The sequence below is a fragment of the Bacteroides sp. f07 genome (assembly GCF_042854785.1).
Classification (GTDB): Bacteria; Bacteroidota; Bacteroidia; order Bacteroidales; family Bacteroidaceae; genus Bacteroides.
In genome coordinates this window covers 2720329-2746956 of record NZ_BAABXI010000001.1, presented here as the reverse complement: position 1 = coordinate 2746956, position 26628 = coordinate 2720329, and the positions used below count along the sequence as shown (strand labels likewise).

Annotated in this window: 29 protein-coding genes, 1 tRNA gene and 1 pseudogene; 17 read left to right on the top strand and 14 right to left on the bottom strand. The window is 40.2% G+C overall.

From position 1 onward, the window contains the following. Positions 1-8 precede the first annotated feature (8 nt). Positions 9-1490: a RagB/SusD family nutrient uptake outer membrane protein gene (locus ACGHVY_RS11425; RefSeq protein ID WP_390599111.1), complete on the top strand. Its 1482-nt coding sequence runs from the start codon at positions 9-11 to the stop codon at positions 1488-1490. A gap of 96 nt (positions 1491-1586) precedes the next feature. Here ACGHVY_RS11425 and ACGHVY_RS11420 read toward each other — a convergent pair whose 3' ends face one another. Next, a complete protein-coding gene (locus ACGHVY_RS11420) occupies positions 1587-2789 on the bottom strand; it encodes an MFS transporter (RefSeq protein ID WP_308746483.1) in 1203 nt (400 codons plus the stop codon). A gap of 219 nt (positions 2790-3008) precedes the next feature. On the opposite strand from ACGHVY_RS11420, the gene ACGHVY_RS11415 reads away from it, so the two are divergent. From ACGHVY_RS11415 to uxuA, 5 genes are all read left to right on the top strand, one after another. Then, positions 3009-3254 (top strand): GlsB/YeaQ/YmgE family stress response membrane protein, encoded by a 246-nt coding sequence (locus ACGHVY_RS11415; RefSeq protein ID WP_308746484.1) that lies wholly within the window; start codon positions 3009-3011, stop codon positions 3252-3254. 43 nt (positions 3255-3297) lie between these two features. Further along, positions 3298-3585 carry a YtxH domain-containing protein gene (locus ACGHVY_RS11410; protein WP_308746485.1) on the top strand — a complete coding sequence of 96 codons (288 nt, stop codon included), beginning with the start codon at positions 3298-3300 and terminating at the stop codon, positions 3583-3585. A gap of 375 nt (positions 3586-3960) precedes the next feature. After that, positions 3961-5031 (top strand): substrate-binding domain-containing protein, encoded by a 1071-nt coding sequence (locus tag ACGHVY_RS11405; protein ID WP_390599108.1) that lies wholly within the window; start codon positions 3961-3963, stop codon positions 5029-5031. Positions 5032-5051: 20 nt separating this feature from the next. Next, positions 5052-5864 (top strand): SDR family oxidoreductase, encoded by an 813-nt coding sequence (locus ACGHVY_RS11400; protein ID WP_308746487.1) that lies wholly within the window; start codon positions 5052-5054, stop codon positions 5862-5864. Between the two features lie 38 nt (positions 5865-5902). Next, on the top strand, positions 5903-7072 hold the full coding sequence (gene uxuA, locus ACGHVY_RS11395; protein ID WP_390599105.1) for a mannonate dehydratase: 1170 nt from the start codon (positions 5903-5905) through the stop codon (positions 7070-7072). Positions 7073-7190: 118 nt separating this feature from the next. Here uxuA and ACGHVY_RS11390 read toward each other — a convergent pair whose 3' ends face one another. Continuing rightward, positions 7191-7754 carry a 3'-5' exonuclease gene (locus tag ACGHVY_RS11390; protein WP_390599104.1) on the bottom strand — a complete coding sequence of 188 codons (564 nt, stop codon included), beginning with the start codon at positions 7752-7754 and terminating at the stop codon, positions 7191-7193. A gap of 188 nt (positions 7755-7942) precedes the next feature. Between ACGHVY_RS11390 and ACGHVY_RS11385 the strand changes: the two genes are divergently transcribed. The 4 genes from ACGHVY_RS11385 (at position 7943) to ACGHVY_RS11370 (ending at position 13182) form a co-directional block, all read left to right on the top strand. Further along, positions 7943-10303, top strand: a complete 2361-nt coding sequence (locus ACGHVY_RS11385) for an ATP-binding protein (RefSeq protein ID WP_390599102.1) — start codon at positions 7943-7945, stop codon at positions 10301-10303. Positions 10304-10342: 39 nt separating this feature from the next. Then, positions 10343-11824, top strand: a complete 1482-nt coding sequence (gene nrfA, locus ACGHVY_RS11380) for an ammonia-forming cytochrome c nitrite reductase (RefSeq protein WP_390599100.1) — start codon at positions 10343-10345, stop codon at positions 11822-11824. Positions 11825-11861: 37 nt separating this feature from the next. Beyond that, positions 11862-12686 carry a DUF6597 domain-containing transcriptional factor gene (locus ACGHVY_RS11375; protein WP_390599098.1) on the top strand — a complete coding sequence of 275 codons (825 nt, stop codon included), beginning with the start codon at positions 11862-11864 and terminating at the stop codon, positions 12684-12686. Between the two features lie 79 nt (positions 12687-12765). Then, the gene (locus ACGHVY_RS11370; RefSeq protein ID WP_390599096.1) at positions 12766-13182 is read left to right on the top strand and encodes a pyridoxamine 5'-phosphate oxidase family protein; all 417 of its coding nucleotides are present in this window, start codon (positions 12766-12768) and stop codon (positions 13180-13182) included. 141 nt (positions 13183-13323) lie between these two features. Here the strand turns inward: ACGHVY_RS11370 and ACGHVY_RS11365 are convergent, their stop codons facing one another. Continuing rightward, complete coding sequence (locus tag ACGHVY_RS11365; RefSeq protein ID WP_390599094.1) at positions 13324-13599, bottom strand: putative quinol monooxygenase; 276 nt, start codon at positions 13597-13599, stop codon at positions 13324-13326. Between the two features lie 94 nt (positions 13600-13693). Next, the gene (locus ACGHVY_RS11360) at positions 13694-14383 is read right to left on the bottom strand and encodes a hypothetical protein (RefSeq protein ID WP_390599092.1); all 690 of its coding nucleotides are present in this window, start codon (positions 14381-14383) and stop codon (positions 13694-13696) included. Between the two features lie 96 nt (positions 14384-14479). Here ACGHVY_RS11360 and rsgA point away from each other — a divergent pair. After that, positions 14480-15172, top strand: a pseudogene (gene rsgA, locus ACGHVY_RS11355) (ribosome small subunit-dependent GTPase A); the annotation flags it as partial. A 164-nt stretch (positions 15173-15336) separates the two neighbouring features. Here the strand turns inward: rsgA and ACGHVY_RS11350 are convergent. The 5 genes from ACGHVY_RS11350 to ACGHVY_RS11330 all read right to left on the bottom strand — a co-directional run bounded on the left by ACGHVY_RS11350 (position 15337) and on the right by ACGHVY_RS11330 (position 18281). Beyond that, positions 15337-15909 carry a GrpB family protein gene (locus tag ACGHVY_RS11350; RefSeq protein ID WP_390599090.1) on the bottom strand — a complete coding sequence of 191 codons (573 nt, stop codon included), beginning with the start codon at positions 15907-15909 and terminating at the stop codon, positions 15337-15339. A 24-nt stretch (positions 15910-15933) separates the two neighbouring features. Beyond that, positions 15934-16539: a hypothetical protein gene (locus ACGHVY_RS11345; protein WP_390599088.1), complete on the bottom strand. Its 606-nt coding sequence runs from the start codon at positions 16537-16539 to the stop codon at positions 15934-15936. An 82-nt stretch (positions 16540-16621) separates the two neighbouring features. Continuing rightward, entirely contained in the window at positions 16622-17023 is a 402-nt protein-coding gene (locus tag ACGHVY_RS11340) for a DUF5071 domain-containing protein (RefSeq protein ID WP_390599087.1), read from the bottom strand. Between the two features lie 61 nt (positions 17024-17084). Beyond that, on the bottom strand, positions 17085-17450 hold the full coding sequence (locus tag ACGHVY_RS11335; protein ID WP_390599086.1) for a hypothetical protein: 366 nt from the start codon (positions 17448-17450) through the stop codon (positions 17085-17087). Positions 17451-17561: 111 nt separating this feature from the next. Continuing rightward, on the bottom strand, positions 17562-18281 hold the full coding sequence (locus ACGHVY_RS11330; RefSeq protein WP_390599085.1) for a WGR domain-containing protein: 720 nt from the start codon (positions 18279-18281) through the stop codon (positions 17562-17564). 649 nt (positions 18282-18930) lie between these two features. Here ACGHVY_RS11330 and ACGHVY_RS11325 point away from each other — a divergent pair. After that, the gene (locus tag ACGHVY_RS11325) at positions 18931-19317 is read left to right on the top strand and encodes a hypothetical protein (protein WP_390599083.1); all 387 of its coding nucleotides are present in this window, start codon (positions 18931-18933) and stop codon (positions 19315-19317) included. Between the two features lie 6 nt (positions 19318-19323). Continuing rightward, positions 19324-19869, top strand: coding sequence for a hypothetical protein (locus ACGHVY_RS11320; RefSeq protein ID WP_390599081.1), 546 nt, complete (start codon positions 19324-19326; stop codon positions 19867-19869). Positions 19870-20155: 286 nt separating this feature from the next. Here ACGHVY_RS11320 and ACGHVY_RS11315 read toward each other — a convergent pair whose 3' ends face one another. Then, the gene (locus ACGHVY_RS11315; protein ID WP_390599079.1) at positions 20156-20560 is read right to left on the bottom strand and encodes a hypothetical protein; all 405 of its coding nucleotides are present in this window, start codon (positions 20558-20560) and stop codon (positions 20156-20158) included. 840 nt (positions 20561-21400) lie between these two features. Here ACGHVY_RS11315 and ACGHVY_RS11310 point away from each other — a divergent pair. The 3 genes from ACGHVY_RS11310 to ACGHVY_RS11300 all read left to right on the top strand — a co-directional run bounded on the left by ACGHVY_RS11310 (position 21401) and on the right by ACGHVY_RS11300 (position 24809). After that, positions 21401-21455, top strand: a tRNA-Ser gene (locus tag ACGHVY_RS11310). A 218-nt stretch (positions 21456-21673) separates the two neighbouring features. After that, positions 21674-23920 carry a hypothetical protein gene (locus ACGHVY_RS11305; RefSeq protein ID WP_390599077.1) on the top strand — a complete coding sequence of 749 codons (2247 nt, stop codon included), beginning with the start codon at positions 21674-21676 and terminating at the stop codon, positions 23918-23920. A 271-nt stretch (positions 23921-24191) separates the two neighbouring features. Then, on the top strand, positions 24192-24809 hold the full coding sequence (locus ACGHVY_RS11300; protein WP_390599075.1) for an HU family DNA-binding protein: 618 nt from the start codon (positions 24192-24194) through the stop codon (positions 24807-24809). Between the two features lie 61 nt (positions 24810-24870). Here the strand turns inward: ACGHVY_RS11300 and ACGHVY_RS11295 are convergent, their stop codons facing one another. The 4 genes from ACGHVY_RS11295 to ACGHVY_RS11280 form a co-directional block, all read right to left on the bottom strand. Then, entirely contained in the window at positions 24871-25041 is a 171-nt protein-coding gene (locus tag ACGHVY_RS11295) for a hypothetical protein (protein WP_390599073.1), read from the bottom strand. A 34-nt stretch (positions 25042-25075) separates the two neighbouring features. Then, positions 25076-25396, bottom strand: a complete 321-nt coding sequence (locus ACGHVY_RS11290) for a hypothetical protein (protein WP_390599071.1) — start codon at positions 25394-25396, stop codon at positions 25076-25078. Between the two features lie 61 nt (positions 25397-25457). After that, entirely contained in the window at positions 25458-25628 is a 171-nt protein-coding gene (locus ACGHVY_RS11285; RefSeq protein ID WP_390599069.1) for a hypothetical protein, read from the bottom strand. 119 nt (positions 25629-25747) lie between these two features. After that, a complete protein-coding gene (locus ACGHVY_RS11280; protein WP_390599067.1) occupies positions 25748-26092 on the bottom strand; it encodes a DsrE family protein in 345 nt (114 codons plus the stop codon). A gap of 163 nt (positions 26093-26255) precedes the next feature. Here ACGHVY_RS11280 and ACGHVY_RS11275 point away from each other — a divergent pair, with 163 nt between their 5' ends. Further along, positions 26256-26570 (top strand): hypothetical protein, encoded by a 315-nt coding sequence (locus tag ACGHVY_RS11275; protein ID WP_390599065.1) that lies wholly within the window; start codon positions 26256-26258, stop codon positions 26568-26570. Positions 26571-26628 lie beyond the last annotated feature (58 nt).

The following is a 26628-nucleotide window of genomic DNA, read 5'->3' as shown; positions in this document are numbered from 1 at the left end:
ACTAAATTATGAGAAAAATAAAAATTCAATCCATTCTTGCAGCAGTCGCCGGCCTTTTTCTGGCAACGAGCTGTAGCAGTAGCTTTTTGGATACAGATCCCACAGATGCGGTAAGTTCGGACAAGGTATCTGTACCCGAAAATGCGGAGGCACTTGTAAATGGTGCCTGGTATAATCTGTTCGATTATTCAAGTACCTATGCCAATATTGGCTATCGGGCGCTTCAGTGTCTGGATGATATGATGGCAAGTGATGTTGTTTCCCGTCCGAAATATGGTTTCAACTCTTCGTATCAGTTTAATGATATAGCACTTTCTTCGAACGGTAGAACTGAGTTTGCCTGGTATCTGATATATAAAACGATAGATAATTGTAATACTGCCATTTCTATCAAGGGGGATTCGGAAGAACTCCGACAGGTACAGGGACAAGCATTGGCATTGCGTGCTTTTTGCTATTTGCATCTGGTACAGCATTATCAATTTACCTATTTGAAGGATAAGGATGCACCTTGTGTTCCTATTTATACCGAACCGAGTAATAGTGCAACAGTACCGAAAGGAAAATCGACAGTGGCACAGGTTTACCAGCGTGTTTTTGATGATTTGAACTTGGCGCAGGATTATTTGAAAAACTATGTTCGCAGTGGTGATAACCAGAAGTTCAAACCGAATGTAGCAGTCGTCAACGGTCTTCTGGCTCGTGCCTATTTGCTGACCGGACAGTGGGAAGAAGCTGCAAAAGCTGCCGAAGCCGCCCGTGCAGGATATACATTGATGACAACTACTGCCGAGTATGAAGGTTTTAATAATATTGCCAATAAAGAATGGATATGGGGATTCCCTCAAATTCCTTCCCAGTCGGACGCCAGCTATAATTTCTATTATTTGGATGCCACATACGTCGGAGCTTATAGCAGTTTTATGGCTGATCCTCATTTAAAAGACACATTTACCGAAGGTGATATTCGTTTGCCTTTGTTTCAGTGGATGCGTGAAGGATATTTGGGATATAAGAAATTCCATATGCGTGCAGATGATACGGCTGACTTGGTCTTGATGCGTGCCGCTGAAATGTATTTGATTGAAGCTGAAGCAAAAGTACGTGATGGCGTGGCGTTGGCACAGGCAGTAGCACCCTTGAATATGTTGCGTAATGCCCGTGGAGTAGGGGATTATGAGGTAACAGGAAAATCTCAGGAAGATGTAATCAATGAGATTCTGATGGAACGTCGCCGCGAACTTTGGGGAGAAGGATTTGGTATTACAGATGTACTTCGTACGCAAAAAGCTGTGGAGCGTATAGCCTTGTCGGAAGATGAACAAAAAATGGAAGTAGACTGTTGGCAGGAAGGTGGCAGCTTTGCCAAGCGGAATCCATTGGGACATTGGTTCCTTAACTTCCCGAACGGAAAGCCGTTTATAGCAAACAGTACTTATTATTTATATGCTATCCCGCAAAAAGAAATTAACGCTAATCCTAACCTATAAATAGCTCTCTTAATTTTTTGACTTTGACCTTAACTTGTGAGTCGGCATGCATCGTGAGGATGCGTGCCGACTATTTTCTATATTGAGGATCTTATCTTATATTTTCTGTTTTTTCAAATTAGGCAGAAAGAACGTGACCAGTCCCAGCAACGGCATATAAGCACATATATTATAAACATACTCAATACTCGTCTTGTCCGCCAAGTTGCCAAGCACAGCCGATGCAACACCGGCAACTCCGAAAGCAAATCCAAAGAACAGTCCTGATATTAGTCCAAGTTTGGTAGGAAGCAGTTCTTGCGCATAAAGTAATATGGCAGGGAAAGCGGAAGAAAGCATCAATCCCACACAGAAACTAAGGATAATAGTCCATACCAAATTAGCGTGAGGCATTAATAAACTGAATGGGGCAGCTCCCAGAATTGAAGCCCAAATAACATACTTCCGCCCCACGCGGTCGCCCACAGGTCCGCCAACCAATGTTCCGATAGCCGTAGCAACCAAGAATATAAATAAATATAGCTGTGATTCCTGTACTGTAACATTGAATTTATGAATCAGATAAAACGTATAGTAACTGGTCAAACTTGCCATATAGATATATTTCGAGAAAATCAATATCAATAATATCCCGATAGAGATAGCCGTTTTGTCCATAGGCAAAGGGAGATGAACCGGCTTTCTGACACTGACAGTCTGAGCCTTCATCCGATTGAGATAAGCCTTGTACCATTTGCATATCGGATACATGACAGCAATAGCCGCCAACGCGACAAATGCGAATATAAGAAGATGTTGTCTTCCATAAGGGGCTACCAGCAGAGCTACCAGTAGAGGACCTAATGAACCGCCGAAATTGCCGCCTACCTGAAAGAGTGACTGTGCCAACCCGCGTTTCCCGCCCGAAGCAAGGAATGTGATACGCGAGGCTTCCGGATGCAATACGGAAGAACCGATTCCGATTAAAAAGACAGATATTAATATCCAATGAAGAGTATCGGAAAGGGCTAAGTTTATCAAACCTATCATTGTAAAACTCATTCCTATAGGTAACGACCATGCAACGGGATATTTATCAAAAATGATTCCGGTAATTGGTTGAAAGACTGATGCCGAAAGTTGATAAACCAATGTGATAAGACCGATTTGGGCAAAACTCAGTCCTAAATCATCTTTGAATAGTGGATAAGCTGCTGAAACTACGGATTGTAAAAGGTCGTTGAGGCAGTGTGAAAGACTCAATGCGATTAAAATGGAGAATGTTATTTTTCCTACGGGTTGTTCCTGATTCTGTACCATAATACCTGTTCTTTAGAGATGTTCCTGAAAAAATTGGCTGCAAAGGTACGTAAACTTCCTGTTTCTTAATATATTTACTACGATTAATTCTATATGATATGAAGAAAGTCTTTGTAATATCTCCCCTAAAACTAAGGATTGTAAATTGTCGTTAATTCATTTTTGACTGACTGAACTATTCGTCACACCTGCTGTTGTTAAATAAAAAAGGAGGATGATATGGGCTTTATTTGGTATATTATTATTGGTATTGTGGCCGGATTCCTTGCAGGCAAAATTATGCGCGGCGGAGGTTTTGGTCTTGTCATAAATTTGTTACTTGGTATTCTTGGAGGTGTGTTAGGTGGTTGGGTATTCGCCCTTTTCGGACTTGCAGCTTCGGGATTGATCGGAAGTTTGATAACTTCTACTGTAGGGGCTATTCTTGTATTATGGATTGCTTCTTTATTTTCAAAAGCTAAGTAAGAAATCTATATATTATTTTTTAATCTAAAAACTGAACTTAATTATGGAATGTAAACATGGAAATTTCTGGATTGGACTTGGAATCGGGTCAATCCTCGGTGCAGTTGCTTATCGTCTTTCACGCACAGCAAAAGCAAAGCAGTTGGAAAGTGATATTTATGATGCTATCCACCGCATTGGTCGTGATGCTGAAGCGGCAGCGGCTTGTGCAGAAAAAAAGGCAATGAATCTCGGACTTAAAGCTGTGGAAACCGGTGCTGAAATTGCTGATAAAGTAGCAGAAGAAGCTGATAAAGTGGCTGGAAAAGCAAAAGAAAAGTTAGGGAAATAATATTCCCGGAATTGGTAGTCAGTTAATATCTAATTGATTACCAATTTCTTTTCCATTCCATTCGTTTTTTATCTGTATTGAATATTCTTGTGTGTCCGTACACACATTGTTGTTTTTTCTCTTCTTTTTTATTCTTTTTCGGAATGAAAAGTCTTTCTTTTCTCTTCTTTACTCCCTTTCGGGACTACTTTTTCTTGCTGCTTTTATACTTTTTCTTATGTTTAACAACATATGTGTTTAAACTCGTTTTGATGTAATTAGTTGATAATTAGTATAATAATTGGTGTTGTGTTATCATGTGTGTGCGCACACACTGTTGCTTAATTCAATAATTCATTTTACTTTTGTCAGCGAAAAACAAGATACTTATTAAGAATGGACAAAGAATTCTCAAATATTCGTATTGTGGACATTGCTAAAATGGCAGGTGTCTCCGTCGGTACAGTGGATAGGGTTATTCATAATCGTGGACGGGTATCTGAGGAAAACAGGAAAAAGGTGCAGACTATTTTGGAGATGGTTCATTATCAGCCGAATCTCATGGCACGTTCATTAGCGTCCAAAAAGCAGTATCACTTTGTTGCAATTACCCCGTCTTTTGTTCAGGGAGAGTATTGGGAAGCCATTTCAGAAGGTATTGATAAGGCAGCTTCTGAGATGGAGTCTTATAATATAACGATTACTAAACTCTTCTTTGACCAGTATAACAATAAGACTTTTGATGACATAGTCCGTAATCTGTTGGATGAAAAGGTGGACGGAGTGTTGATTGCTACGTTATTTACCGATTCCGTTATCCGGCTTTCGCGGGAACTTGACCGATACGAGATTCCCTATATTTATGTCGATTCCAACATTGAGGGACAGCATCAGTTAGCCTATTTCGGTACGGAATCTTATGATGCCGGAGTTATTGCCGCCAGACTGCTGACAGACAGGATTTCTCCTGCTTCCGATATTCTCATGGCACGAATTATCCATAGCGGAAAGAATGACTCTAATCAGGGGAAAAACCGTAGGGAAGGATTTTGCCGTTATCTGAAAGATATAGGCTTCACTGGGAATCTGCATGAAGTGGAGTTGAAAATCAATGACTCGGTGTACAATTTCACTAAACTGGATGAAATCTTTGAAGCAAATCCCAACATCGAAGGAGCTGTTATTTTCAATTCTACCTGCTATATTTTGGGGAATTATCTGAAAGCAAGAACCATGCAATCGGTGAAACTGGTAGGTTATGACCTTATCGAGAGAAATACACAATTACTTTCGGAAGGTGTCATTACCGCATTGGTTGCACAGCGTCCCGAACGACAGGGGTATGAAGGAATCAAGTCTTTATGTAGTCATTTGCTATTCAAGCAACATTCGGAAAAAGTAAACCTGATGCCGATAGATATTCTCCTCAAGGAGAACTTGAAATATTATCTGAACAATAAACTGTAAACATATAAATTTTAGAAACCATGAATGAATTATTTAACGTAAAGGACAAAGTCGTTGTTATCACCGGTGGAGCCGGAATTTTAGGTAAAGGAATTGCTGCATACCTCGCTAAGGAAGGTGCAAAAGTTGTTGTACTCGACAGAAGCGAAGAAGCGGGAAAAGCGTTGGTAGAGAGCATCAAGGCTGAAGGAAACGAAGCTATGTTCCTTTATACTGATGTAATGGACAAGGAAGTACTGGAAGGTAACAAGGTAGAAATCATGAAAGCCTATGGCCGTATTGATGTACTGTTGAACGCTGCAGGCGGTAATATGGCAGGTGCAACAATTGCACCGGACAAAACTTTCTTCGACTTGCAGATTGACGCATTCAAAAAGGTAGTAGACTTGAACTTGTTCGGTACAGTATTACCTACAATGGTATTTGCTGAAATCATGGTAGAACAGAAGAAGGGTTCTATCGTAAACTTCTGCTCGGAATCGGCACTTCGTCCGTTGACTCGTGTAGTTGGTTACGGTGCGGCAAAAGCAGCTATCGCTAACTTTACTAAATATATGGCAGGCGAACTGGCTCTGAAATTCGGTAATGGCTTGCGTGTAAATGCTATCGCTCCGGGATTCTTCCTGACTGAGCAGAACCGTACATTATTGACTAACCCTGACGGCTCTTTGACCGACCGCTCAAAGACAATTCTTGCTCATACTCCATTCAACCGCTTTGGCGAACCGGAAGACCTTTATGGAACAATCCACTATCTGATTAGTGATGCTTCTAACTTCGTGACAGGTACAGTAGCTGTTATCGACGGTGGTTTTGACGCATTCTCTATCTAAAATAATCATAATCAGTAATCTGTAAATAGGAATTATATATGTATTTATGTGAACAAACTTGGCGCTGGTATGGGCCTAACGATCCGGTGAGCTTGTGGGATATTAAGCAGGCAGGTGCTACCGGCATAGTAAACGCACTTCATCACATTCCGAATGGTGAAGTATGGACAGTGGAAGAAATCATGAAGCGTAAGCAAATGATTGAAGAAGTAGGTCTGACATGGTCTGTGGTAGAAAGTGTACCTGTACACGAACATATCAAGACGCAGACTGGTGACTTCATGAAATATATCGAAAACTACAAGGAAAGCATCCGTAACCTGGCGAAGTGTGGCGTAATGGTAGTTACCTACAACTTCATGCCTGTATTGGACTGGACACGTACTGACCTTGCTTATACAATGCCCGACGGTTCTAAAGCGCTCCGCTTTGAGAAAGCAGCTTTTGTAGCTTTCGACCTTTTTATCCTGAAACGTCCGAATGCGGAAAAAGACTATACTCCTGAAGAAATAGCTAAAGCAAAAGCTCGTTTCGAACAGATGAGCGAAGACGATAAGAAACTGTTGGTTCGCAATATGATTGCCGGACTTCCGGGTTCTGAAGAAAGCTTCACAGTAGAGCAATTCCAGGAAGCACTCGACCGTTACAATGACATTGACGCTGAAAAACTTCGTTCCAACTTGATTTTCTTCTTGAAGGAAATTGCTCCCGTAGCCGATGAAGTAGGAGTGAAGTTGGTGATTCACCCGGACGACCCCCCTTACACAATCTTAGGCCTGCCGCGTATCTTGAGTACGGAAGAGGATTTCAAGAAATTGATTGAAGCCGTACCTAACGAATCCAACGGTCTTTGCCTGTGTACAGGTTCTTTCGGCGTACGTGCCGATAATGACCTTGCCGGTATGATGGAACGTTTCGGTGACCGTGTGAACTTCGTACATTTGCGCAGTACACAACGTGACGAAGAAGGTAACTTCTATGAAGCTAACCATTTGGAAGGAAATGTAGATATGTACAGCGTAATGAAGGCTCTTATCCTTCTGCAACAACGTCGTAAATGCTCTATCGCTATGCGTCCCGACCACGGACATCAGATGATTGACGACTTGAAGAAGAAAACAAACCCCGGATATTCCTGTTTAGGCCGCCTTCGTGGATTGGCGGAACTTCGCGGTTTGGAAATGGGTATCGCTAAGTCTATCCTCTAATCGGAGTACATAATTAGCACTTTATCATAGAAACACTACGGCTATTATTGATTGAAATAATAGTTGTAGTGTTTTTTATTTGTCCTTTTTTGTCGTCACCGATTGAAAGATAATTGAATCAATCAAATAAATCTCTGACGTGCGTATCTTTATCAGCCTTTTTTGCCGGTTTCGCTTTCTTTGGTTCGGGAATAATAAGTAATGCAATTTTGGCACAGGCCTCGGCATCAGCAAGTGCGTGGTGATGATTCTCCAAGTTATATCCACATCGTTCCGCTACCGTATGTAACTGATGATTGGGCAGCTCTTTTCCGAATACTTTCCTCGAAGTACGGCAAGTACAATAAAACTTATAGTCAGGATAAGTCATATCATATAATTCGTGAACCGCACGGAGACAACCTTCGTCAAAAGGGCTGTTGTGCGCTACAAGCGGCAGCCCTTCTATCAGCGGCTTGATTTCAGCCCATACATCGGGGAAATCTTCGGCTTCTATTGTATCGTCATAAGTTAGTCCGTGAACAGCCGTTGTCCATTGCGTGTAATAATTAGGAGCAGGACGAATCAGCCGATAGATTTTATTCACAATCTTACCGTCCCTCACAATGACAACACCGACACTGCATACGCTGGTACGTTTGCCATTGGCTGTTTCAAAGTCGATCGCTGCAAAATTTTTCATTGCTTCTTTTGTTTTTTCCATGGCAAAGATAGTATAAAAAATGAGGTTGGAAAAATATAATAACAGGATTGGTAAACAGAGAGTTTTGGTTAAAAAATGAACTAAAACAGGCATAAGGAAAAATATTTCTCCAAAAAATCTCTCTATTACGGAATTTGTCGTATTTTTGCTCTACATAAACAAAGGACATGAGCAAAACATACTTTAAATCTACATACCTTTTAATTTTCATTCTTTCCTTGTTCGTTTTTATAAGTGGACTAAACTACAAACATTGGTATGCCACTAATAATTTGTCTTCCAAGCGTATTTCCCTAATCTATTCCATGTCTATAAATGATATCGGTAATAAAAACATGGAGAAGCTGTTGTGCCAGGAGTTCCGGCAACAAGGAATAGAGCCCATATTTGATACGTTTTATCTTGATTGCAATAAATTTAATGAGAAAGAGGAAGTGGAGCATACAAGGAAATATTTGGAACTGCTTGAAAGTAAATCCACAGATCTTATTCTGACTATTGGCGACCATGCAATCTATTCTCTTTTATCCACTCGTCATCGGTTGTTATCTTCCATTCCTGTGGTAGCTTGTAATGTACATTTTCCAAATGAAGAATTGATAGAAGAATACGATTCGCAGAAAGTGTATGTATTGCGTGACAGTCCTGACCTGAAACGTAATATTGATTTTATAAAAACATTGTATCCCCATACCGATATGGAGATTATTTATAACATAGACCTTACTTTCCTCGGGCATAAATCTTTTGCTAAACTTTCCAGAGTGGTTGACAGGAAAAATGTAAGAGTGCTGGGTTACCAGCAAGCATATGTACAAGAATGCGATTATAAGCATTTGACGGAGATGATTGAATATTTCAATCTGACACCCGGCTTGGCAAATGATAGTATTAAAAGGAGTGGACTGACCATAAGTCTCTGTCCCTTTCGCTATATAAAAGGAGCCGCTCTGCTGGTCATGCTGGAACATTCAAATAGAGAGCAGGAAAAACAAGCGTTTTTGCTGGACAAGTTGGATATGATGTCAATTCCGATAGTAACCGCTTTGAATATTCCTTCGTTTAGTTGTATTCGTGAAGGTTTTGGTGAAAATGCCAAAATAGTAGGCGGCTATATGGCTACGGAAGAGATTTCGGCAAGGGCTACTGTCGGTCTTGCTATGCACCTTTTGAAGAAAGAGAAGATCGGAATGCCTAAAATAAGGGAGCTGGAAAAAGAATATGTGCTGGACTGGATGTATTTTTCCGAATATGCAGGCAATGTTAGTAATGTTCCGAAAAATGTTCGTATGATTAATTATCCGTTTTATGACCGCTACCGGAAAGAATTTTATATCCTGGGCGGGGTATTCGTACTCTCTTTTATTTTGGTTACCATCAGTCTGCTGCGTACACATCGGCGTTCGTTGATGGAACGGCGGAATCTTCAAATATTGGAAGAAGTCCACAAGCGACTGACGCTTTCTATGGATGGGGGTAAAATCTCACTTTGGAATATTCAGGAAGGTGTTCTTGAGTTTGATGACAATTATGTACAGTTGGTCGGGCTTGCACAGCGTAGATTCACAAAGGAGGATATGATGAAATATACTCATCCTGACGATGTACAGTTGCTGAGTTCATTTTATGAGACGTCTCATAAATCTTCCGGTATGCAAATACAACGAATACGTTTTAGCTTTGAAACGAAAGGAACGGATTACAAATGGTATGAGTTTCGGTGCAGTAGTTTGAAAGATGCGAAAGGAGAGGTTATGTTGGCAGGCATCATGCAGAACATACAGAAACTGGTAGAACATGAACAACAGTTAATCCTTGCGAAACAGATAGCGGAAAAAGCCGAATTGAAACAATCATTCCTGAATAACATGAGTCATGAAATCCGTACACCGCTTAATGCCATTGTCGGTTTCACCAATCTGCTGGTAGGCGAAGGATCGGACGAGATAGAACCGGAAGAAAGAGCAGCCATGCTTGAAATAGTCAATAATAACAATGATTTGCTTTTAAAACTGGTGAATGATGTATTAGAGATATCCCGTCTGGATTCGGGAAGTTTGTCCTTTGAGATTAAGGAGTGTGATATTACAAAAACAGTGAAAGAGATTTATATGACCTATCAAACGCTGATCCAGCCTTCATTGCAATTTCTTCTCGAACTGGATGAAACGGTTTCTTTGCCTGTTAACATCGACAACTTCCGTTTTACGCAGGTCATTTCCAACTTTCTGAATAATGCAAACAAGTTTACCAAAACGGGAATGATTACCTTGGGATGTAAAATGAATAAAGAACAACAGGAAATTTGCGTCTATGTAAAAGATACCGGCAAGGGCATTGACGATAAAGAACTTATGATGATTTTTGACCGCTTCTACAAGACGGATGAGTTTGAACAAGGGAGTGGGTTGGGGCTTTCCATTTGCAAAGTGATTATCGAGCGACTGGCAGGTCGTATAGAGGTACAGTCGGAAGTGGGCAAGGGCAGTTGCTTCTCCGTTATTCTATCTTTGGCAAATACAATTTAATACAATAAACAGCGTTACACCTAAAAGGAAAAACAAACAATGAAAGATAAACTGAAACCCTGGCAGGGATGGTTACTGTTCGGCTTTGCAATGGCTGTTATTTTTGCATCGGGAGTAATTATTTCACTCTTGATGGAACACAGGTCGGAAGTTGTAAACGATACGGTTTATAACAAGAAGGTTGAGATAACCGGAATAGAATCACGCAGCTCCGTTTTCTCCCAAAACTACCTGCGTGAATATAAAACGTGGGTTGATACGACATCGACCGATTTGCGCAGCGACCTGAATGGAAGAATATCTGTTGATATTTTGGCGCAACGTCCCGAGATGGTCGTTTTATGGGCTGGCTATACTTTTTCTAAGGATTATTCCACACCGCGCGGACACATGTATGCTCTGCAGGATGTCACTCGTTCTCTTCGTACCGGTGCCCCTGTGAGTGCTGTTGACGGCCCTCAGCCAGCGAGTTGCTGGATGTGTAAAAGTCCGGATACACCTCGCATGATAGCAGCTATCGGAGTGGATTCCTTTTATAATAATAAGTGGGCTGCATGGGGAGTCGAAATTGTAAATCCTGTGGGATGTGCCGATTGTCATGAACCTAAGAATATGGATTTGCACATCAGCCGTTCGTCTCTTGTAGAAGCATTCCGGCGTCAGGGTAGGGACATCACACAGGCTAGTCCGCAGGAGATGCGTTCGTTGGTATGCGCACAGTGCCATTCAGAATATTATTTCAAAGGCGATATAAAGTATCCGACTTATCCTTGGGATAAAGGTTTCACGGTCGAAGATATAGAAGAGTATTATGATGAAATCGGATTTACCGATTATATCCATCAGTTGAGTCGTGCCCCTATACTGAAGGCGCAGCATCCCGATTATGAGATTTTCCAAATGGGCATTCACGGTCAGCGTGGTGTGTCATGTGCCGACTGCCATATGCCTTACAATGATGAAGGCGGTGTAAAATATAGCGACCATCATATTCAGAATCCGTTGGCTGTGATTGAACGTACTTGTCAGACTTGCCATCGTGGGAGTAAGGAGACACTCTGTAAAAATGTATATGAACGTCAGCGGAAAGCGAACGAACTGCGTGTCCTGTTAGAAAAAGAACTGACCAAAGCCCATATCGAGGCCAAGTTCGCCTGGGACAGAGGAGCTGCAGAAAACGAAATGAAAGAAGTGTTGCTGTTGATTCGCCGGGCACAGTGGAGATGGGATTTTGGTGTAGCGTCGCATGGCGGTTCTTTTCATGCACCACAGGAGACAATGCGTATTTTGGGACATGGGTTGAATAAAGCATTCCAAGCCCGTATGGCTATCAGCAAAATCCTGGTGTCGCACGGGTATACGGGTAATGTTCCACTTCCGGATATTTCGACAAAAGAGAAGGCACAACAATATATCGGTTTGGATATGGCTGCTGAAAGGGCAGCCAAAGATAAATTCCTGAAAGAAGTGGTTCCAGAGTGGCTTCGGAAAGCAAAGGCAAACGGACGTATCGTTGATTAGAATTTATTTTCGTTATATTTGCGTGCAAAATAGATAAATGTACACAGAATATCAGCCTTCTCATCTGCTTGCTCCCTATATTGATAATTATTGGGAATTTAAAGGCAATCCGGAATATGGTATGCGCATCCATATCCTGCCGGATGGTTGCACCGATTTTATTTTTACGTTGGGGGAGGTGGCTACTGCTGTGGAAGAGGAAAGCCTGATTATGCAACCTTACCGTTCCTATTTTGTAGGGCCGATGACAAAGTATTCCGAACTTGTCACTTATGCTGAATCCATTCATATGTTTGGCGTTCGTTTTTTACCTTCCGGGTTATCTTGTTTCACCAACTTATCTCTGCATGAGTTTGTAAACAGCAGAATCAGTACCAATGAGATGAAAGCTGTTTTTGATGATACCTTTATTGAAAGATTAAGTGAACAAAAGTCTGTCGCAGATCGAATACGAGTAGTGGAGGAATATTTATTAATGTATTTGACCCGGCATTATCAGCCTGCCGATTCTCGTGTGGTTATGGCGGTGAATATGATTAATCATTCCGGAGGAAAGCGTTCAGTCCGCAGTCTGATGGATGAAGTCTGTTTGTGCCAGCGTCATTTTGAGCGAAAATTCAAGCATTACACCGGCTTCACCCCCAAAGAATATAGCCGTATTGTCAAATTCAAAAATGCTGTAGAGTTGTTGAGAAATACAACATCTGTGAACTTGCTGACTACGGCAGTTGATGCGGGATATTATGATTTAGCGCATTTCTCGAAAGAAATTAAGTCAATGTCAGGCAATACACCTGCATCATTTCTTTCACTTACAGTTCCGGAAGATACAACGCTTACTTATGTTGAGCCACGAAAGTAGATTGGTAAAAGTCGATTTTTTACAATAAAGCGGAATGATATACCGTTACCTTTGCAAGGTAATAAAAAACAATCAGATTATGACCGCTAAAACAATGAAAGAGAAAGCAGTAGAACTGTTGCAGAGATGTGAGGTTGTTACCCTTGCTTCCGTAAATAAAGAAGGTTATCCCCGTCCTGTACCAATGAGTAAAATCTCCGCGGAAGGCATTTCCACCATTTGGATGTCTACTGGAGCAGATTCATTGAAAACACTTGATTTCTTATCAAACCCGAAAGCCGGATTATGCTTTCAGGATAAGGGAGACAGTGTAGCGTTAACAGGAACAGTGGAAGTAGTAACCGATGAGAAGATGAAAAAGGAACTTTGGCAGGACTGGTTTATCGAACATTTTCCGGGAGGTCCTGCTGACCCGGGCTATGTGCTGTTGAAATTTGAATCGAATTACGCAACTTATTGGATTGAAGGGACATTTATCCATAAGAATCTGGGCTGATTCTAGTTGGGAAGATAGAAATACCGGACTTAACGAGACAGTTTGAAAAGTTTCTAAAACAACAAATTCCCCTTATTACAGCAGCTTGTAATAAGGGGAATTTTATGAATTCAAGGCTTTTTGGACAACCTTGCAGTTCATTTAGAATTCAAACTTCTCCAGTTTCATTTCAGCTAATCCCTGAATGATACCTACATACTTGCCGAAATGAGGAGATTTCTCGTGAGCTGCCAATACTTCGGCATTCTGCCATGTTTCGCAAATCATGAAAACATCGTGACGGGTACTGCTTTCAAAAGTATCATAAGCAATACATCCTTTTTCTTTCAAAGAACAGGCAGTCAGCTCCTTGGCTGCTTTAATCGCTTCTTCGCGGTTTGTTTCGTTAACACGGACAAAAACATTTAATCTGATCATAGTCTTTTTATTTATATGATTAAAAGAATCACTTTCGCACAGTAATTAGCGGAAAGCCGAAGGCAAAGATACTATTTTAATTGATAGAAAACACTTACTTGGTTTGTTCTGACGACAAAGATGATAATAACATATTCCAAGCCTTTGTTCCCATAAGATAAGGAAATTCTTGTGTTCGGATGATTTTTGCATTAACTTCCGGCAGTACGCAGTTGCCAATCCGGACATTAAGCAGACGTATAGTGAGGCTGTCATTCTCTATATTCTCCTGTAGTTTCCATACTGTTTCCTCTCCGCCTATTTCTTCAGTTGTCAGCACTCCCGTCTCATGCCATGTCAATACACCTTGTGGAGAAACTGTGAACTCACTATCTTCATCAGATAGTTGAAAACCTGTTTTATTGCCGTTCACTATGACAGAAACAAGTTTTCCTTTGTCGGTAATTTCCATAGGAAGTTCAAGTGTTTTATTTTTGCCTTGAATGGTATATACAGGGTGTTTGTCCGATTCAATAGCCTGGATTTCTGACATAACTTTTGCCGCTTCTCTTTTTTCCCGGTGCTCTCTTATACGTTCGCCACGAGATTTGCATCTGAAGAGTAGTAATAGGCAGAGAAATAAAATGAATATTAGCGCAGAAACTAAGTACTCTTTACACTTTTCTCGGATTCTATTTGCGGTGGAAGAAGTTTTTCTCATTTTTGAATGTTTTTTAAAACATTCAAAAATACAAAAACTATCGGCTAACCAATCTTTCTCTGTCTGTTTTTTCAATTGTTTCAACAAAATAAATTGCTTAATCTTTTTTATTATTATCTTTATCTTTCCTTTCGTTTGCTCTCGGATGATTCCTTTCGGGAGTAATTCTTGTGTCTTTATAATTTCAATGTCCGCAGGGTAGAACGTTTTATGGCTCAGATATTAGAAGAAAATATCAGTTCCGTGTTGGTACTCAATAAAGCCGATTTGAATTTTGACAGGCAGAGTGTTGAAAAGCAAATAAAGCATATCGCCTGTCAGATACCCGTCTTTTTTACAAGTATCCGTCAACCGGAGACTATTCTCCGGCTATGCGAATCCATATCAGAAGGTGAAACGGTTGTATTTGTCGGTTCTTCGGGTGTGGGGAAAAGCTCTTTGGTGAATGCGCTTTGTGAAAAGTCGGTATTGCTCACATCTGATATAAGCCTGTCCACAGGAAAAGGCCGTCATACTTCGACCCGTCGTGAAATGGTATTGATGAACGGTTCGGGTGTTTTAATCGACACTCCGGGCGTCCGTGAATTTGGCTTGGCTATTGACAATCCCGATTCTCTTGCCGAAGTACTGGAAATCTCCGACTATGCAGAGTCGTGCCGTTTCAAGGATTGCAAACATATCAACGAACCGGGCTGTGCTGTTATAGAAGCAGTCAATAGTGGCGCATTGGATTCAAAAGTTTATGAGAGCTATCTGAAACTTCGTCGGGAAGCGTGGCATTTCTCCGCTTCCGAACATGAGAAACGTAAAAAGGAGAAATCCTTTACCAAACTTGTGGAAGAAGTGAAGAACCGCAAGGATGCAAGCCGCTGATTTCTACTCAAAATGTGATGCAGGTATCACTGGATGCCTGCATCGTTTTACGCTCATTTATAGACATCAAACACACTTGGATTTTAATATATAATTCCTCTTTCTCCATTTTTTTTATTGATAGTGATTTATGTTTTGTACTGATTTATAAAAGAGCCTTTTTGTTACTTATTGTCATATCTGCCTGTAAAAAGCTGTTTCCCTTCCTGTGTGTATTGTTTTATGAAATCCCCCTTGTAGAAAGTGTACATATTCCTGTCATGCTCATATTGTTTCCACAAACCAAGTTTAGGTCGTTCATATTCTTTGGCAATGGCAGCATTTGTTTGAAGATAATCTCTGAAATATAATTCGTCATTATCTCCCTCATAACACAAATGCAGATGAAATACCCGTTCGGCAAATCCTTGTAAAGTGTAACCTTTATTGAAATCAATGCGACTGTTGTTCTCTGCCATGCAGATATAGCCGCATCTTTCAATTGTGCCTTTCAAATCGGTGATTTTTTCTTCTCTCGGAATTTCCACAAGTATATCTATGATAGGCTTTGCCCAAATTCCTTTAATTGCTGTACTGCCTATATGGCTAATACGCTCAATGCAGGGAAGTCTCTCTTTCAGCAACTCTGCTTCTTCCTTATACCAGTCTGTCCAGCAGTCTTGGTGTGCAGTCAGGGTTATGGGGAATAATTGCCAAAGTTCGTCTAATGATAATTCAGTTAATTTCTTTTGTTCCATGTCATGAGCTAATTGTTACTAACCTTACTTGCAACCTTCTTCATACCATTTCAAGAACTCATCAATTAAAGGTCGGGGATTTCCTTTGGTCGTCCACCCGATTGGCAGGTCGTAGTATTCCAATTCGTGAATAATAATAGGAATTTCTTTCCCTAACTTTTCTTTTATCACACCTTTTTTATGGATTTCTTGAGCAACAGAAATGATTATATTCATAAATGCTGATTGCATTTGCTCGTCTTTTTCTTCTAATTGTTTATAAGCAGTATCATCGCCTTCTTCTTCAAGTTGTTCTGCTTTCGACAAATCTCGTTGGGTATAGAACCAACCTTCCTCTTTGAATAATTGACGAAGATTTTTGTCATTGCCACCTATCGTTGCAACATCTTCTTGCAGCCAATAAGCAAAATTCCATTTGGCTTCCATTGTGCTACTGGCATCCGCTTTTTCCGATTTCACTTGCGAGGTGGTATTATAACTAATTGTTATTGTCGGGCATCTTGGGTCATCTTCGTCATTGTCTTTCCAGAAAGAAATGGCATAAATATCCTTAATACCTTGTTTACTGATTTTCTCTATCGCTTTTGTTGCTTTTGTGTAAAAGCATTCAAATATAGTGTTCTTATCCATATTATATTGTTTTAATTAGTTGTAAATGTTCAGTGGATAATCGGTTGTTAGGGTGATTTATCTGTTTATTATTGATGAAAGTTCATTCTCTTTTGTTATACCAAGCCAAGAAATCTAAAGATACTTCCTTCAAATCTTCTTCATCCTCATTATGCGGGATAAGGTTGGCATATTCCTGTATAATAGGAAGTAGCGTCAATAGGCTTTCTTTGGGAAATTGAATTAAAAGTTGACTAATAATCCAATATTTCCAAATGATGTCATTTTCCCGATTTAACAGTATTGGCTCAATACTTGGTAAAAGTTCTTTGTGAAACTTGGGTAAGACATGAATAATCTCTAATGCTACAGGCCAATTCATGTCAGCAATCCATTCCAAAAGAGGGGTTGCCACAGCCGATACTTGTTCAGGGGTAGCCAATGACAGGCGCTTGGCTGCATCTAAATCAAATTTATCTTTAGGTATCAATTTTTGTTCATTCATATTCATCAATGGCTGTCGGCTAACTAACCGTTTAGGAAGTTAATCCGTTTGTTATGAACATTTATTGCAAATAAGATTCTTCTATATCCTCTTTACTCATATCTTCCTCTATACTGACCCAAATATCTTGTAGATAACCGTTCATTTTGTTCTCATTAATCTTTAACTCGGCATCATCAGTCTGCCCGGTAAGCAGATAATTTCCATCTAACCATGAAAACAGATCAGACATCGTGTCCCATATCACTGTTCTTATTAAAAAAAGAATATGCTCTTTCTCTTTTTCAGATAAAGTTTGAAAAGTCTTTATTGCTTCAGAGTAATCATCTGAGCCATCGACGGGCTTGTTGTAAGCGTCTTTATATAAGTTTATGGCATTATCATATAACCTGCTCTTTAAAGCATAAACTAATTCTACTGTATTCATTTATTCTACTTTTAATTTCGTTTAATTGTTCATAATGTATTAATAACCACACCTCATAGTGTAGTTCCTAACCTCTATCTCATATATTTTCTACCTGTCAGTCTCATATTATCAATCCTTTCTGATAGGAAATGAAAGCAAGTCATCAATCATTCTGTTTTGAATCTCGGACAAATCATTTTCCCAAAGCAAGGCTAGTCTTTTGATAGCCTTTACTCCCCGTTCCTGTAATTCGGGTGAGAGACGACCAGTGATTTTTATTTGTCCAAAGGCGGTAGCGTAAGTCACCATGTCGCTTTGCGTCATGTCCATTTCTTTTTTCGAAGCCAGTTTTTTTATTGATTCCGGGTCGAGAGTTTCAACAGGAATATATTCCATGCCCCAGTCATGTTCTATTAAATATTGGGGATAATCCGTGAAGTTGAGATTAGGATTTTTTCTGATAGCTTCTTCAAGCGAATCCAAAGTATCACTTCCCTCATCGCTGCCGAACGGTGCTTCTTCGTCTATACAGTCGTAGTAGAATTCTTCCGTAAAGTGTTCGGTAAATTGGGGGTGGGAAGTTTTGGGGTGCAATCCATATTCTTCGGAATCGATATAGATTCTGTTCATAAAGTCAAATCCGGTGTCTTCCACATATCCTTTTTTCTCTTTCGAGCGAATAAGTTTCTCAGCTTGTTTCAGACATTCCTCTTCCGTTTCAAATTCCTTGATTTCAAACTTGCCGATGCTGCCGGACTTGCCGTAATTTACGGAGAAATCACAGCCACTATAATCAATACACCAGAATTTGTGAGATTTCTCGTCTTTATAGATAAATGCTCTTTTCATAATATGATGTGTTTATTGTTGGTAGGGAGATTAATGATTAATATCTCTGCTATACGCAAAAGTATGAAAACTGTTGAGTTATCACCTATGTGTCTTTGCTTTTCTTCTGTATTCTTGCAAAATAAGTCCCGTTCATTCGTTTTTTACTATTTTTTTCGAGAAAACAGCAAAAAAGTTTGAGTTACGCAAAAAGGCTGCGCATCGCTGCGCCTATCTTTGTCGATTCAACACTGCAGGAATGCTCCATTGATTCACAGTCTTCCGATTACCTTACTTAAAACACAATGTATGAAAAAAGATTAGTTGAAAGTACCTATCAGTCTAATTGTTGATCTCTATTGAAACGATACAGGTATCTCCGGATGCTTGCTTTGCAGATTGAAGTGCTGTTTGTTATTGTTATCAATATCGTATATCCGTGTGTTTATTATCTTTTCTTGATTTAAATTTGCCTTTTTCCTGTCATATCCGTAACTTTGTAAACTAAAGAATCCGATATGAATCAGGAGTTATTAGTAACAAAGCCGATACAATTCTATTCTCCGTAGATGCGCTTCTGGTGGTAAGAATTAGGATAGCCGGAAACGAATTGTCAGGCTATTGAGAAAGAATGTACGATTAAGAATACAAACTAAAAATAGTGGCATAAATGATAACTTCCTGTATAGCAATAATAATAGGCTTCCGCTTTTTCGGCAGAGGATTGCATGAAATCTCCGGGGAAGAAATGGCGATTGTTGCATTTTTCATGTTGTTTCTGTTTGTTCCGTGCCTGTGGCTTGTCAGGTATTTAAAAGATGACGAAATAGATTCAAACAGACAGGATAAGCTAGTGGAGATACATATTGCCCTGACCATCGTTCTGACTGTTGCGGGTGGTGTCTTTTCCCGGATGTCCGTACTTGTCAATAAGTGGATAGACGAACAACCGTTCATTGTTGCAGTTTACATAGCGTTGGCACTTAGTGTTTTTGGTGTCGTTATCGGCAAAGCTATTGATTTTTTGGTATATTATTTGAAGAAAAGAATATTCTAAAACAGTATGATAGAGTACATGAATATTCCGGTTTTGGTTTGTGTCTCCCTGTTAGGGGTGGGGGCTTTTGTTATGATAGTAGGCTCGCTATTGAAAAAGCAGTGGGCTACGGATGGGAAAAAGACTTCGTTATCCATTTACCTTTTATATCTTTTCGCAATGTCAGGTTCCGGCTGGACATGGTATAATAGCATACATAAAGCCCGTGCGTTGGCAGAAGGTAACCGATACACTTTAGCCACTTATGAAAAAGTGTCGGGTGTCATTAAAGGGGGACATAAAGTACGCCAGTTCGGTTTTTATGTGGATGGGGTGAAATATAATACTACAACGACATATCCCAAATTTTTGGGTGTCAGCAATCCTTTGCGTATCGTAGTGAGGTATGCCGTCAGCAACCCTGAATACAATAAGGCTTTGGGGGACGAGTTTGTCCCCACATGGGTACTGTCCCCACCGGAAAAAGGTTGGAAACAATACCCGCCTGCTATTCATTGGGAAGGTGCTGTTCTGGATTCTGTTTATATGCAATCATTACAGGGTAATAATTAATCCTATGACGGTAAGCCGTACATACGCAGTTGATATAAGATGCTTTTCCAATGCAATATACACTTCTTTTCGATAACTGACCAAAATAGTTTTATCTGTTCGGGACGAATCTTTCTATATCTGGTACAGGTTTTATATTTTGAGTCCTTAGCCAAAGAATACCCGTAGTACACAATAGACTAATACATAATATTTCAAACCATATTTTCAATAAGAGTTTGATTATATAGTATTTCTGTTTCATTTTTCGTTTATTAATTTACAAATAAAGTTCGGTGTCAGCATTTTAATTCAAGCTATCTTTCATCATTATTCGTAGTTGTTTTTGTGTAGGTAATGTTTTCCATCCTTTATCTGGTGCTTTTAGAGTAAACCAGGATGGTACGCTGTCTAATATAAGATGTCGGTCGGGGGCTTTTGCTAAGAATTTTACAAAGTAACGGGTTCCGATTGGAGTGTTTTTACTCTCGGCAAATGATATAAAAAAACTTCCTTTATATAAAGTCTTATTATATACAAATTCATATTTTGCACTTTGCCCTTTATAAGCAGAACCGTATTTAACAAGAGTTACTATAGAATATATGCCATCCTTTCTTACATTATTGTTTCTAATTGTTGAGACAGCATACAATAGAATGAATACTACAATAGGGATTATAAATTTAAAAATCTTGGTTTGCTTAATCATATTTATTGCTATTCTATAATGCTTTCATTTTTTTCTCTGTTGATAATGGTTTGCGGATAGCTGACCGTTAGGGCAGTTCATTCGCTTGTTATCAATATTTTAATCTGCTCTAATGTATGCGAATAATGTTTCTTGTTTGGTGTGAAGTACACTTCTTTCAATATAGGGTTTGCCAACAAGGGAGATAAATCTCCATTTTTGCAATTCCAAAACTTGAATGATGACAAGGATTTCATGTTTTTAATAAATTCCAAATCGTCCAAATCCGAAATGAAAAGATTATGAATATTCCGGTTATTCGTCAGCATAGAATAATCATGTAGTCTGCTATTCTTTTCAAATGAAACTTCTCCGGCATAATCCAAAAGGTTGATACAGCCAATATCGGTTAGCTTTCTATTATGCCCAAAAACTAAGGTATCAATCCGAACCAAATCTTCTATGCCTCGTAAACATTCTATTTGTGATTGATAGATATGTAATGTTTTTATAGATTTCCAACCGGAAAACAACATATCTTTCCCTGCAAATTTGCTGATAACGGCAGGAAGATTAATTCGTTAATATCTCCGCTATACGCAAAAGTATGAAAACTGTTGAGTTATCACCTATATGTCTTCGTTTTTCTTCTGTAATCTTGCAAAATAAGTCCCGTTCATTCATTTTTTACTGTTTTTTTTGAGAAAACAGCAAAAAAGTTTGAGTTACGCAAAAAGGCTGCGCATCACTGCGTCTATCTTTGTCGAAGAAACAAGAAAACAGGTCAAGTACGGGTTACTTCAACACACTCTTTAAGGTAGAACATTACCAGTACGATTATCCGTTTTCCAGTTTCGCAAAGGAGCAATAGCTCAGTGGGTAGAGACGGTCACCGGTTCGACTCCGGTCTGCTCCACAAAAAAACAAATATAGAGGTAGGACAGTAGCTTCGGGATTATCTGAAATGAGGTCAACCGGGGCTTACTTCTTAAAAGTGGTTATTGCTGGTTCAACTCCGGCCTGTTCTACCTCTTTTTTTTATAAACTAAGGTCAAGGAAGGCTTACTTCAAAAACCGCAGGAATGCACCATTGATTCACAGTCTCCCGATTACCTTACTTAAAAAATACAACGTATGAAAAAAGATTTATTGAAAGTAACTATCAGGCAAAATGCAATTTATTTGCCTTTGATAGAAGGAGCGGAAAAGCGGGAAGCATTGACTTCGACTACTGTAACATTGGTTGCTCAACTTCGAAAAGTGGGATATAGCTTATCCGAAGAGTTGCTCCATGCTGTCAATCAGTTGTATCCGGCGCAGCAGGTGGAGATTCTTCAGGTGATGAAAGAAATATTGGGCGTGACGCTCAACTGGGCTCCATTGGTGAAAGGCTGGGATACACCTACCGGAGAAACAGGATTAGACCATTTGATAACATGGATTGCCAACATCTTCAATAGCAAGAAAGGCGTGAAGCTGCCCTGCGGACACGTGGTTCCCGATAATACTTTCCCTTTGGAACGATACAACGGCTGCCCGTTCTGCGGAACTCCGTTTGAAACGGCCGCTACGGAATACTTCGGACAGGGAAGCAAGCTGAAAGTCCTTGAACTTTGGCGGGAAGAGGATTTGAATGGTTTCTTCCGTGACCTGCTTGAATCGCGTACGGCTCTTGATGCCACACAAGTGGACAGCTTGAAGAGTTTGCTTGGCGAACTTCCGTTGCCGGCAGTCGGAATCAAGATGAAAGAAACTTTGATGCTGGTGATAGATACATTGGTGGAACAGGACAGGGCACAGGAAGCGCAAATCTATTTCTCCACTCCGAACGATATATTGCGTTATCTGTGGTACAAGAAAACCGGATTCCTGCAAATCATCGAACCTAAGACTATCATCCGTAAGGCGGGTAGAAACAATGCGCATATAACCGCTGTTTTGGATAAAAGCCGTTCGGCTGCTCAGGCGAAGCGTGAGGAACTGAAGTTGAAATACGTCCGCCGTGAATGTAAAATGGTAGCTCTCTGGCTGAATAATCTGGAGATGAACGCGGAGAAGGCTTGCGAAATCATGCATCCGAAAAGAGAGATGTGGGTACGTATGATACGTGCGTTGCGTTTGGCGGAATATGCCCGTAAGCCGGGATTCGGGAATTTGAAGGAGTTGATGGATATATTCTACTGTCAGGCATATACGGTTTGGCAGGGAGAGGTGGACTGTTACCGTTTGAAGGCGGATGCTGCACGGACATTCGCCTTGTTGAAGCAACGACCGGGTATGTTCGCACGTTCCTTGTTTGCCAATATGCTTTGGTTCGGGCCGGAAGAGACATTGGCTGCATTCAAGGAAGTCGTTCATTTGTTGCCGGCTCGTCTGGTGGTTACTTTGGGCATGTATGCGGAAAACTACTTTGAGCAAGGACGTAAGAGAATGGTGAAACCTTTGGGCGGCAATGCTCATTTGATAGAACCTCACTATTTGGTGAGTCTTTATATGGAAGACCAGCTTAAAGCAATGGTGAAAGATGTGCAGGACTTGTGTAAGGAAGTCGTGGCTGCCCGTTTTGCCAATGCGGCGGTTGAGGGGGAGAACAAAAGCATATATATCGACCCTATGTTGTTCCATATCCCGTTGTCTATCGGCGACCGTAGCGAGACGGTTCAGGATACTTCCTGTGCCTTGCAGGGAACACGTTTCCCGGTAGAAGGGGATAAGGTGCGCCTGTTCATGCAGTGGGGAAAAGGGCTTCCGGCACAGCATTTGGATATGGACTTGAGTTGTCACATCACTTTGCCGTCAACGACGGAAGTTTGCTCTTATTTCAAATTGCAGGCTATCGGCGCCAAACATAGCGGAGATATCCGAAGCATCCCCGACAAGAAAGGTACTGCCGAGTATATCGAACTCGATTTGAATGAACTGAACCGTGTAGGTGCGCAGTATGTGGTTTTCACTTGCAATGCGTATAGTAATGGTGAAATCTCTCCAAATTTGGTAGTCGGTTGGATGAACTCTGCTTATCCGATGAAGATATCAGAGAAGACCGGAGTGGCTTACGACCCTTCTTGCGTTCAGCATCAGGTACGTGTTTCCCAAAGTTTGCAGAAAGGACTTGTTTTCGGGGTATTGAAAGTGAAAGAAAGAGAAATCGTCTGGCTGGAAATACCTTTCGGCGGACAGACCATTCTTTCTTTGGATACACAAGCTGTCGAGAAGTACCTGGATAAACTGGATGCGAAAACCACCGTTGGCGAACTGTTGGCTGTCAAAGCACAGGCACAGGGATTGAAGTTGGTTGATGCACCGGAAGCGGACGAAGTATATACCCGTGAATGGGCGTTGAATACTGCTGCTGTGACTAAGTTGCTGTTGGGGGATTAATTTTTTAGGAAGAACTGGCTTTTTCTTCCTAAGATTTAAAGGTCGCATTACATAAAGTTGTACCTTTGTATGCGATAAGCTATTCGTCTGACAGCTGTTGAACTTTCGTCTGACAACTGTTCTCTTTTCGTCTAACAACTGTCAGACGCAAAAGAAACAGTTGTCAGACGATTATTTTTATACTAAACGGAGCGTAAAGCTCAGGGAAGGGAGAGGCAAATGTCAGCGAATAAGGTATTAAATGTATAAACAACTAATAAATGATATCCTTATGAGTGCATATTATGATTTGTATGAAACACCTGACCCTAATAGTACAGGAGAGAAACAACCTCTTCATGCCCGCATCGTCCCAAGTGGAACTTATTCGAAAAAAGAATTTTTAGAACGTGTATCCCGCCATCAGCCTTTTCCCCATAATATTATTGAAGGAGTGCTTGGTGCTGTCGTTGATGAACTTGCTGAAGTTTTGGCAGACGGATATATTGTAGAACTGGGTGAACTCGGGCATTTCAGCATTTCATTGAAATGTACACATAAAGTAATGAATAAGAAGGAAATCCGTGCCGAGTCTATCCGCTTCGATAATGTTCATCTACGCACTTCCAAAGGATTTAAAAAGAAAATACATCGGGAAATAGAACTCGAACGGGTGGAGAATTCCGGCGGGACTACTTCCAAAACGGAGATACCTATCGGACGACGTCTCCAAATGTTACAGGAGTTCCTAAAGAGAAATGGTGGAATTACCCGCATGGAATACAGCAGGCTGACAGGAGTAGCCCGGCTGAAAGCTGTTGATGATTTGAATACTTTTATCCAAGAGGGGAAACTGCGTAAAAGAGGTTCGGGACGAACTGTGTTTTATGTATGGAAACAGGAAGAATGAGATAATCGATTTCTCAAAGAGGCTTGATAACCAAAAAGTTTTTGATATGAGTTCGTTTAATCTAACCATTCCGTTCCAGCCTTGCTCCCAGACCGCCGATGTTAGCAGCCATTGGCTTTCCCTCACGGTTCAGCCTGCACCTTTCGGTTGGGTTACGTTGTCCGGCAGCACAATACAGGGGAAATCCGCACCTGTCGTAGGCTTCCATTGACGGAACAATGGGGTCAATCATACATTCCAAGCTCGTGGAATAGTACCTTGAACATTCATTTATATGACATCATGTCGCACAGGTGCGTGTTACCAATATTTTCTAAAATTAATTGATGGATTTTTACTGCCAAATCCCATTGTTGATCGGCAAACTCTTGTTTCATTGGTAGATCAGAGAACGAACCCATGCCTGAAAGTGAAGCATCAACTTCATGAAGGTTTTGATAAAAGGATGCGCTGCCTTCTTCACTTTCTTTTATTAGTTTCAACTTATTCTCATACCAAACCGCTTGTTTATGCCAACCTGTCTGATGTAATAATTCTATCATTTTCTCCAATTCATCAATTAATTTATTTTTTATTTTTATTTTCATTATTAGTAATGGCTGTCGGCTAACTAACCGTTTAGGAAGTTAATCCGTTTGTTATGAACATTTATTGCAAATAAGATTCTTCTATATCCTCTTTACTCATATCTTCCTCTATACTGACCCAAATATCTTGTAGATTACCGTTCATTTTGTTCTCATTAATCTTTAACTCGGCATCATCAGTCTGCCCGGTAAGCAGATAATTTCCATCTAACCATGAAAACAGATCAGACATCGTGTCCCATATCACTGTTCTTATTAAAAAAAGAATATGCGTAATGTTCTATTGTTATAGTTTTGTAATCTTTATTTGGACATTGAAAGAGATGCAGTATCTAGTTTAAAAACAGGTTCCTAAATAGATAGTATTTTTTCTCCATTTTTCAGATATTCTGTTAGTGGAGCTCCCATGTATTTAACGGTAATACCTAAATTGATAATAATTGAAGTTACTCCAAAATTGTTGCAACAATCCTGGCATGCTTCAATTGTTATTCCTGATTGTAGCATTTCCAATACTTCTGTCTGAACTTGTGTATCGTTTGCCACTAATCTTACCGATGCTCCCCAAAGGATTACATTTATATGTTTCCACCAACCTCTGTTTTTAGAGTTTATTGCGTACATTGACAACATATTAAAGATTGTATCTTTATTGTCGGTTGTCCACAGGATATTTAACTTGTCGTTTTCATTCATTGTTTTAAATTTAAAATGTTCAATACAACAAAAGTAGTGAATTAAATTTGAAATTCGTTTGTTATAGATTCTTTTAATAACACATATTAAGCCTGATAATTTGTCCGTTCACTTTCATACGCCTATATTTGCTCCCGCTATTCTATATAATAAATAGGTGAGAATGTATCATAAGAGAAAAGCAAGAGCATACATAGCGTGGATGTTATTCATGACATTCATTCCTTTCTTTGCAGTGAAGACCTTTCACTATCATGGAAGCGAGGATGAAAAGTCATGTTCTCATGCAGAGCATTCCCGGAATCATGCAGATGATTGTGCGATATGCAAATACTCTCTTTCCCTTTTCACGGAACCTCAACCAATAGAATTTCATAGCATACTGACGCTCATTCCTTATGAGCTGATTGTTACCCAGGATAAGGTCGTTTGCAAATGGACTTATTCGCATCAACTGCGTGCACCCCCTGTCGCATAATTACATATTCAAATTTACTAAGAAGACAGATTCACTGTAACCTGTCCTCATACTCATT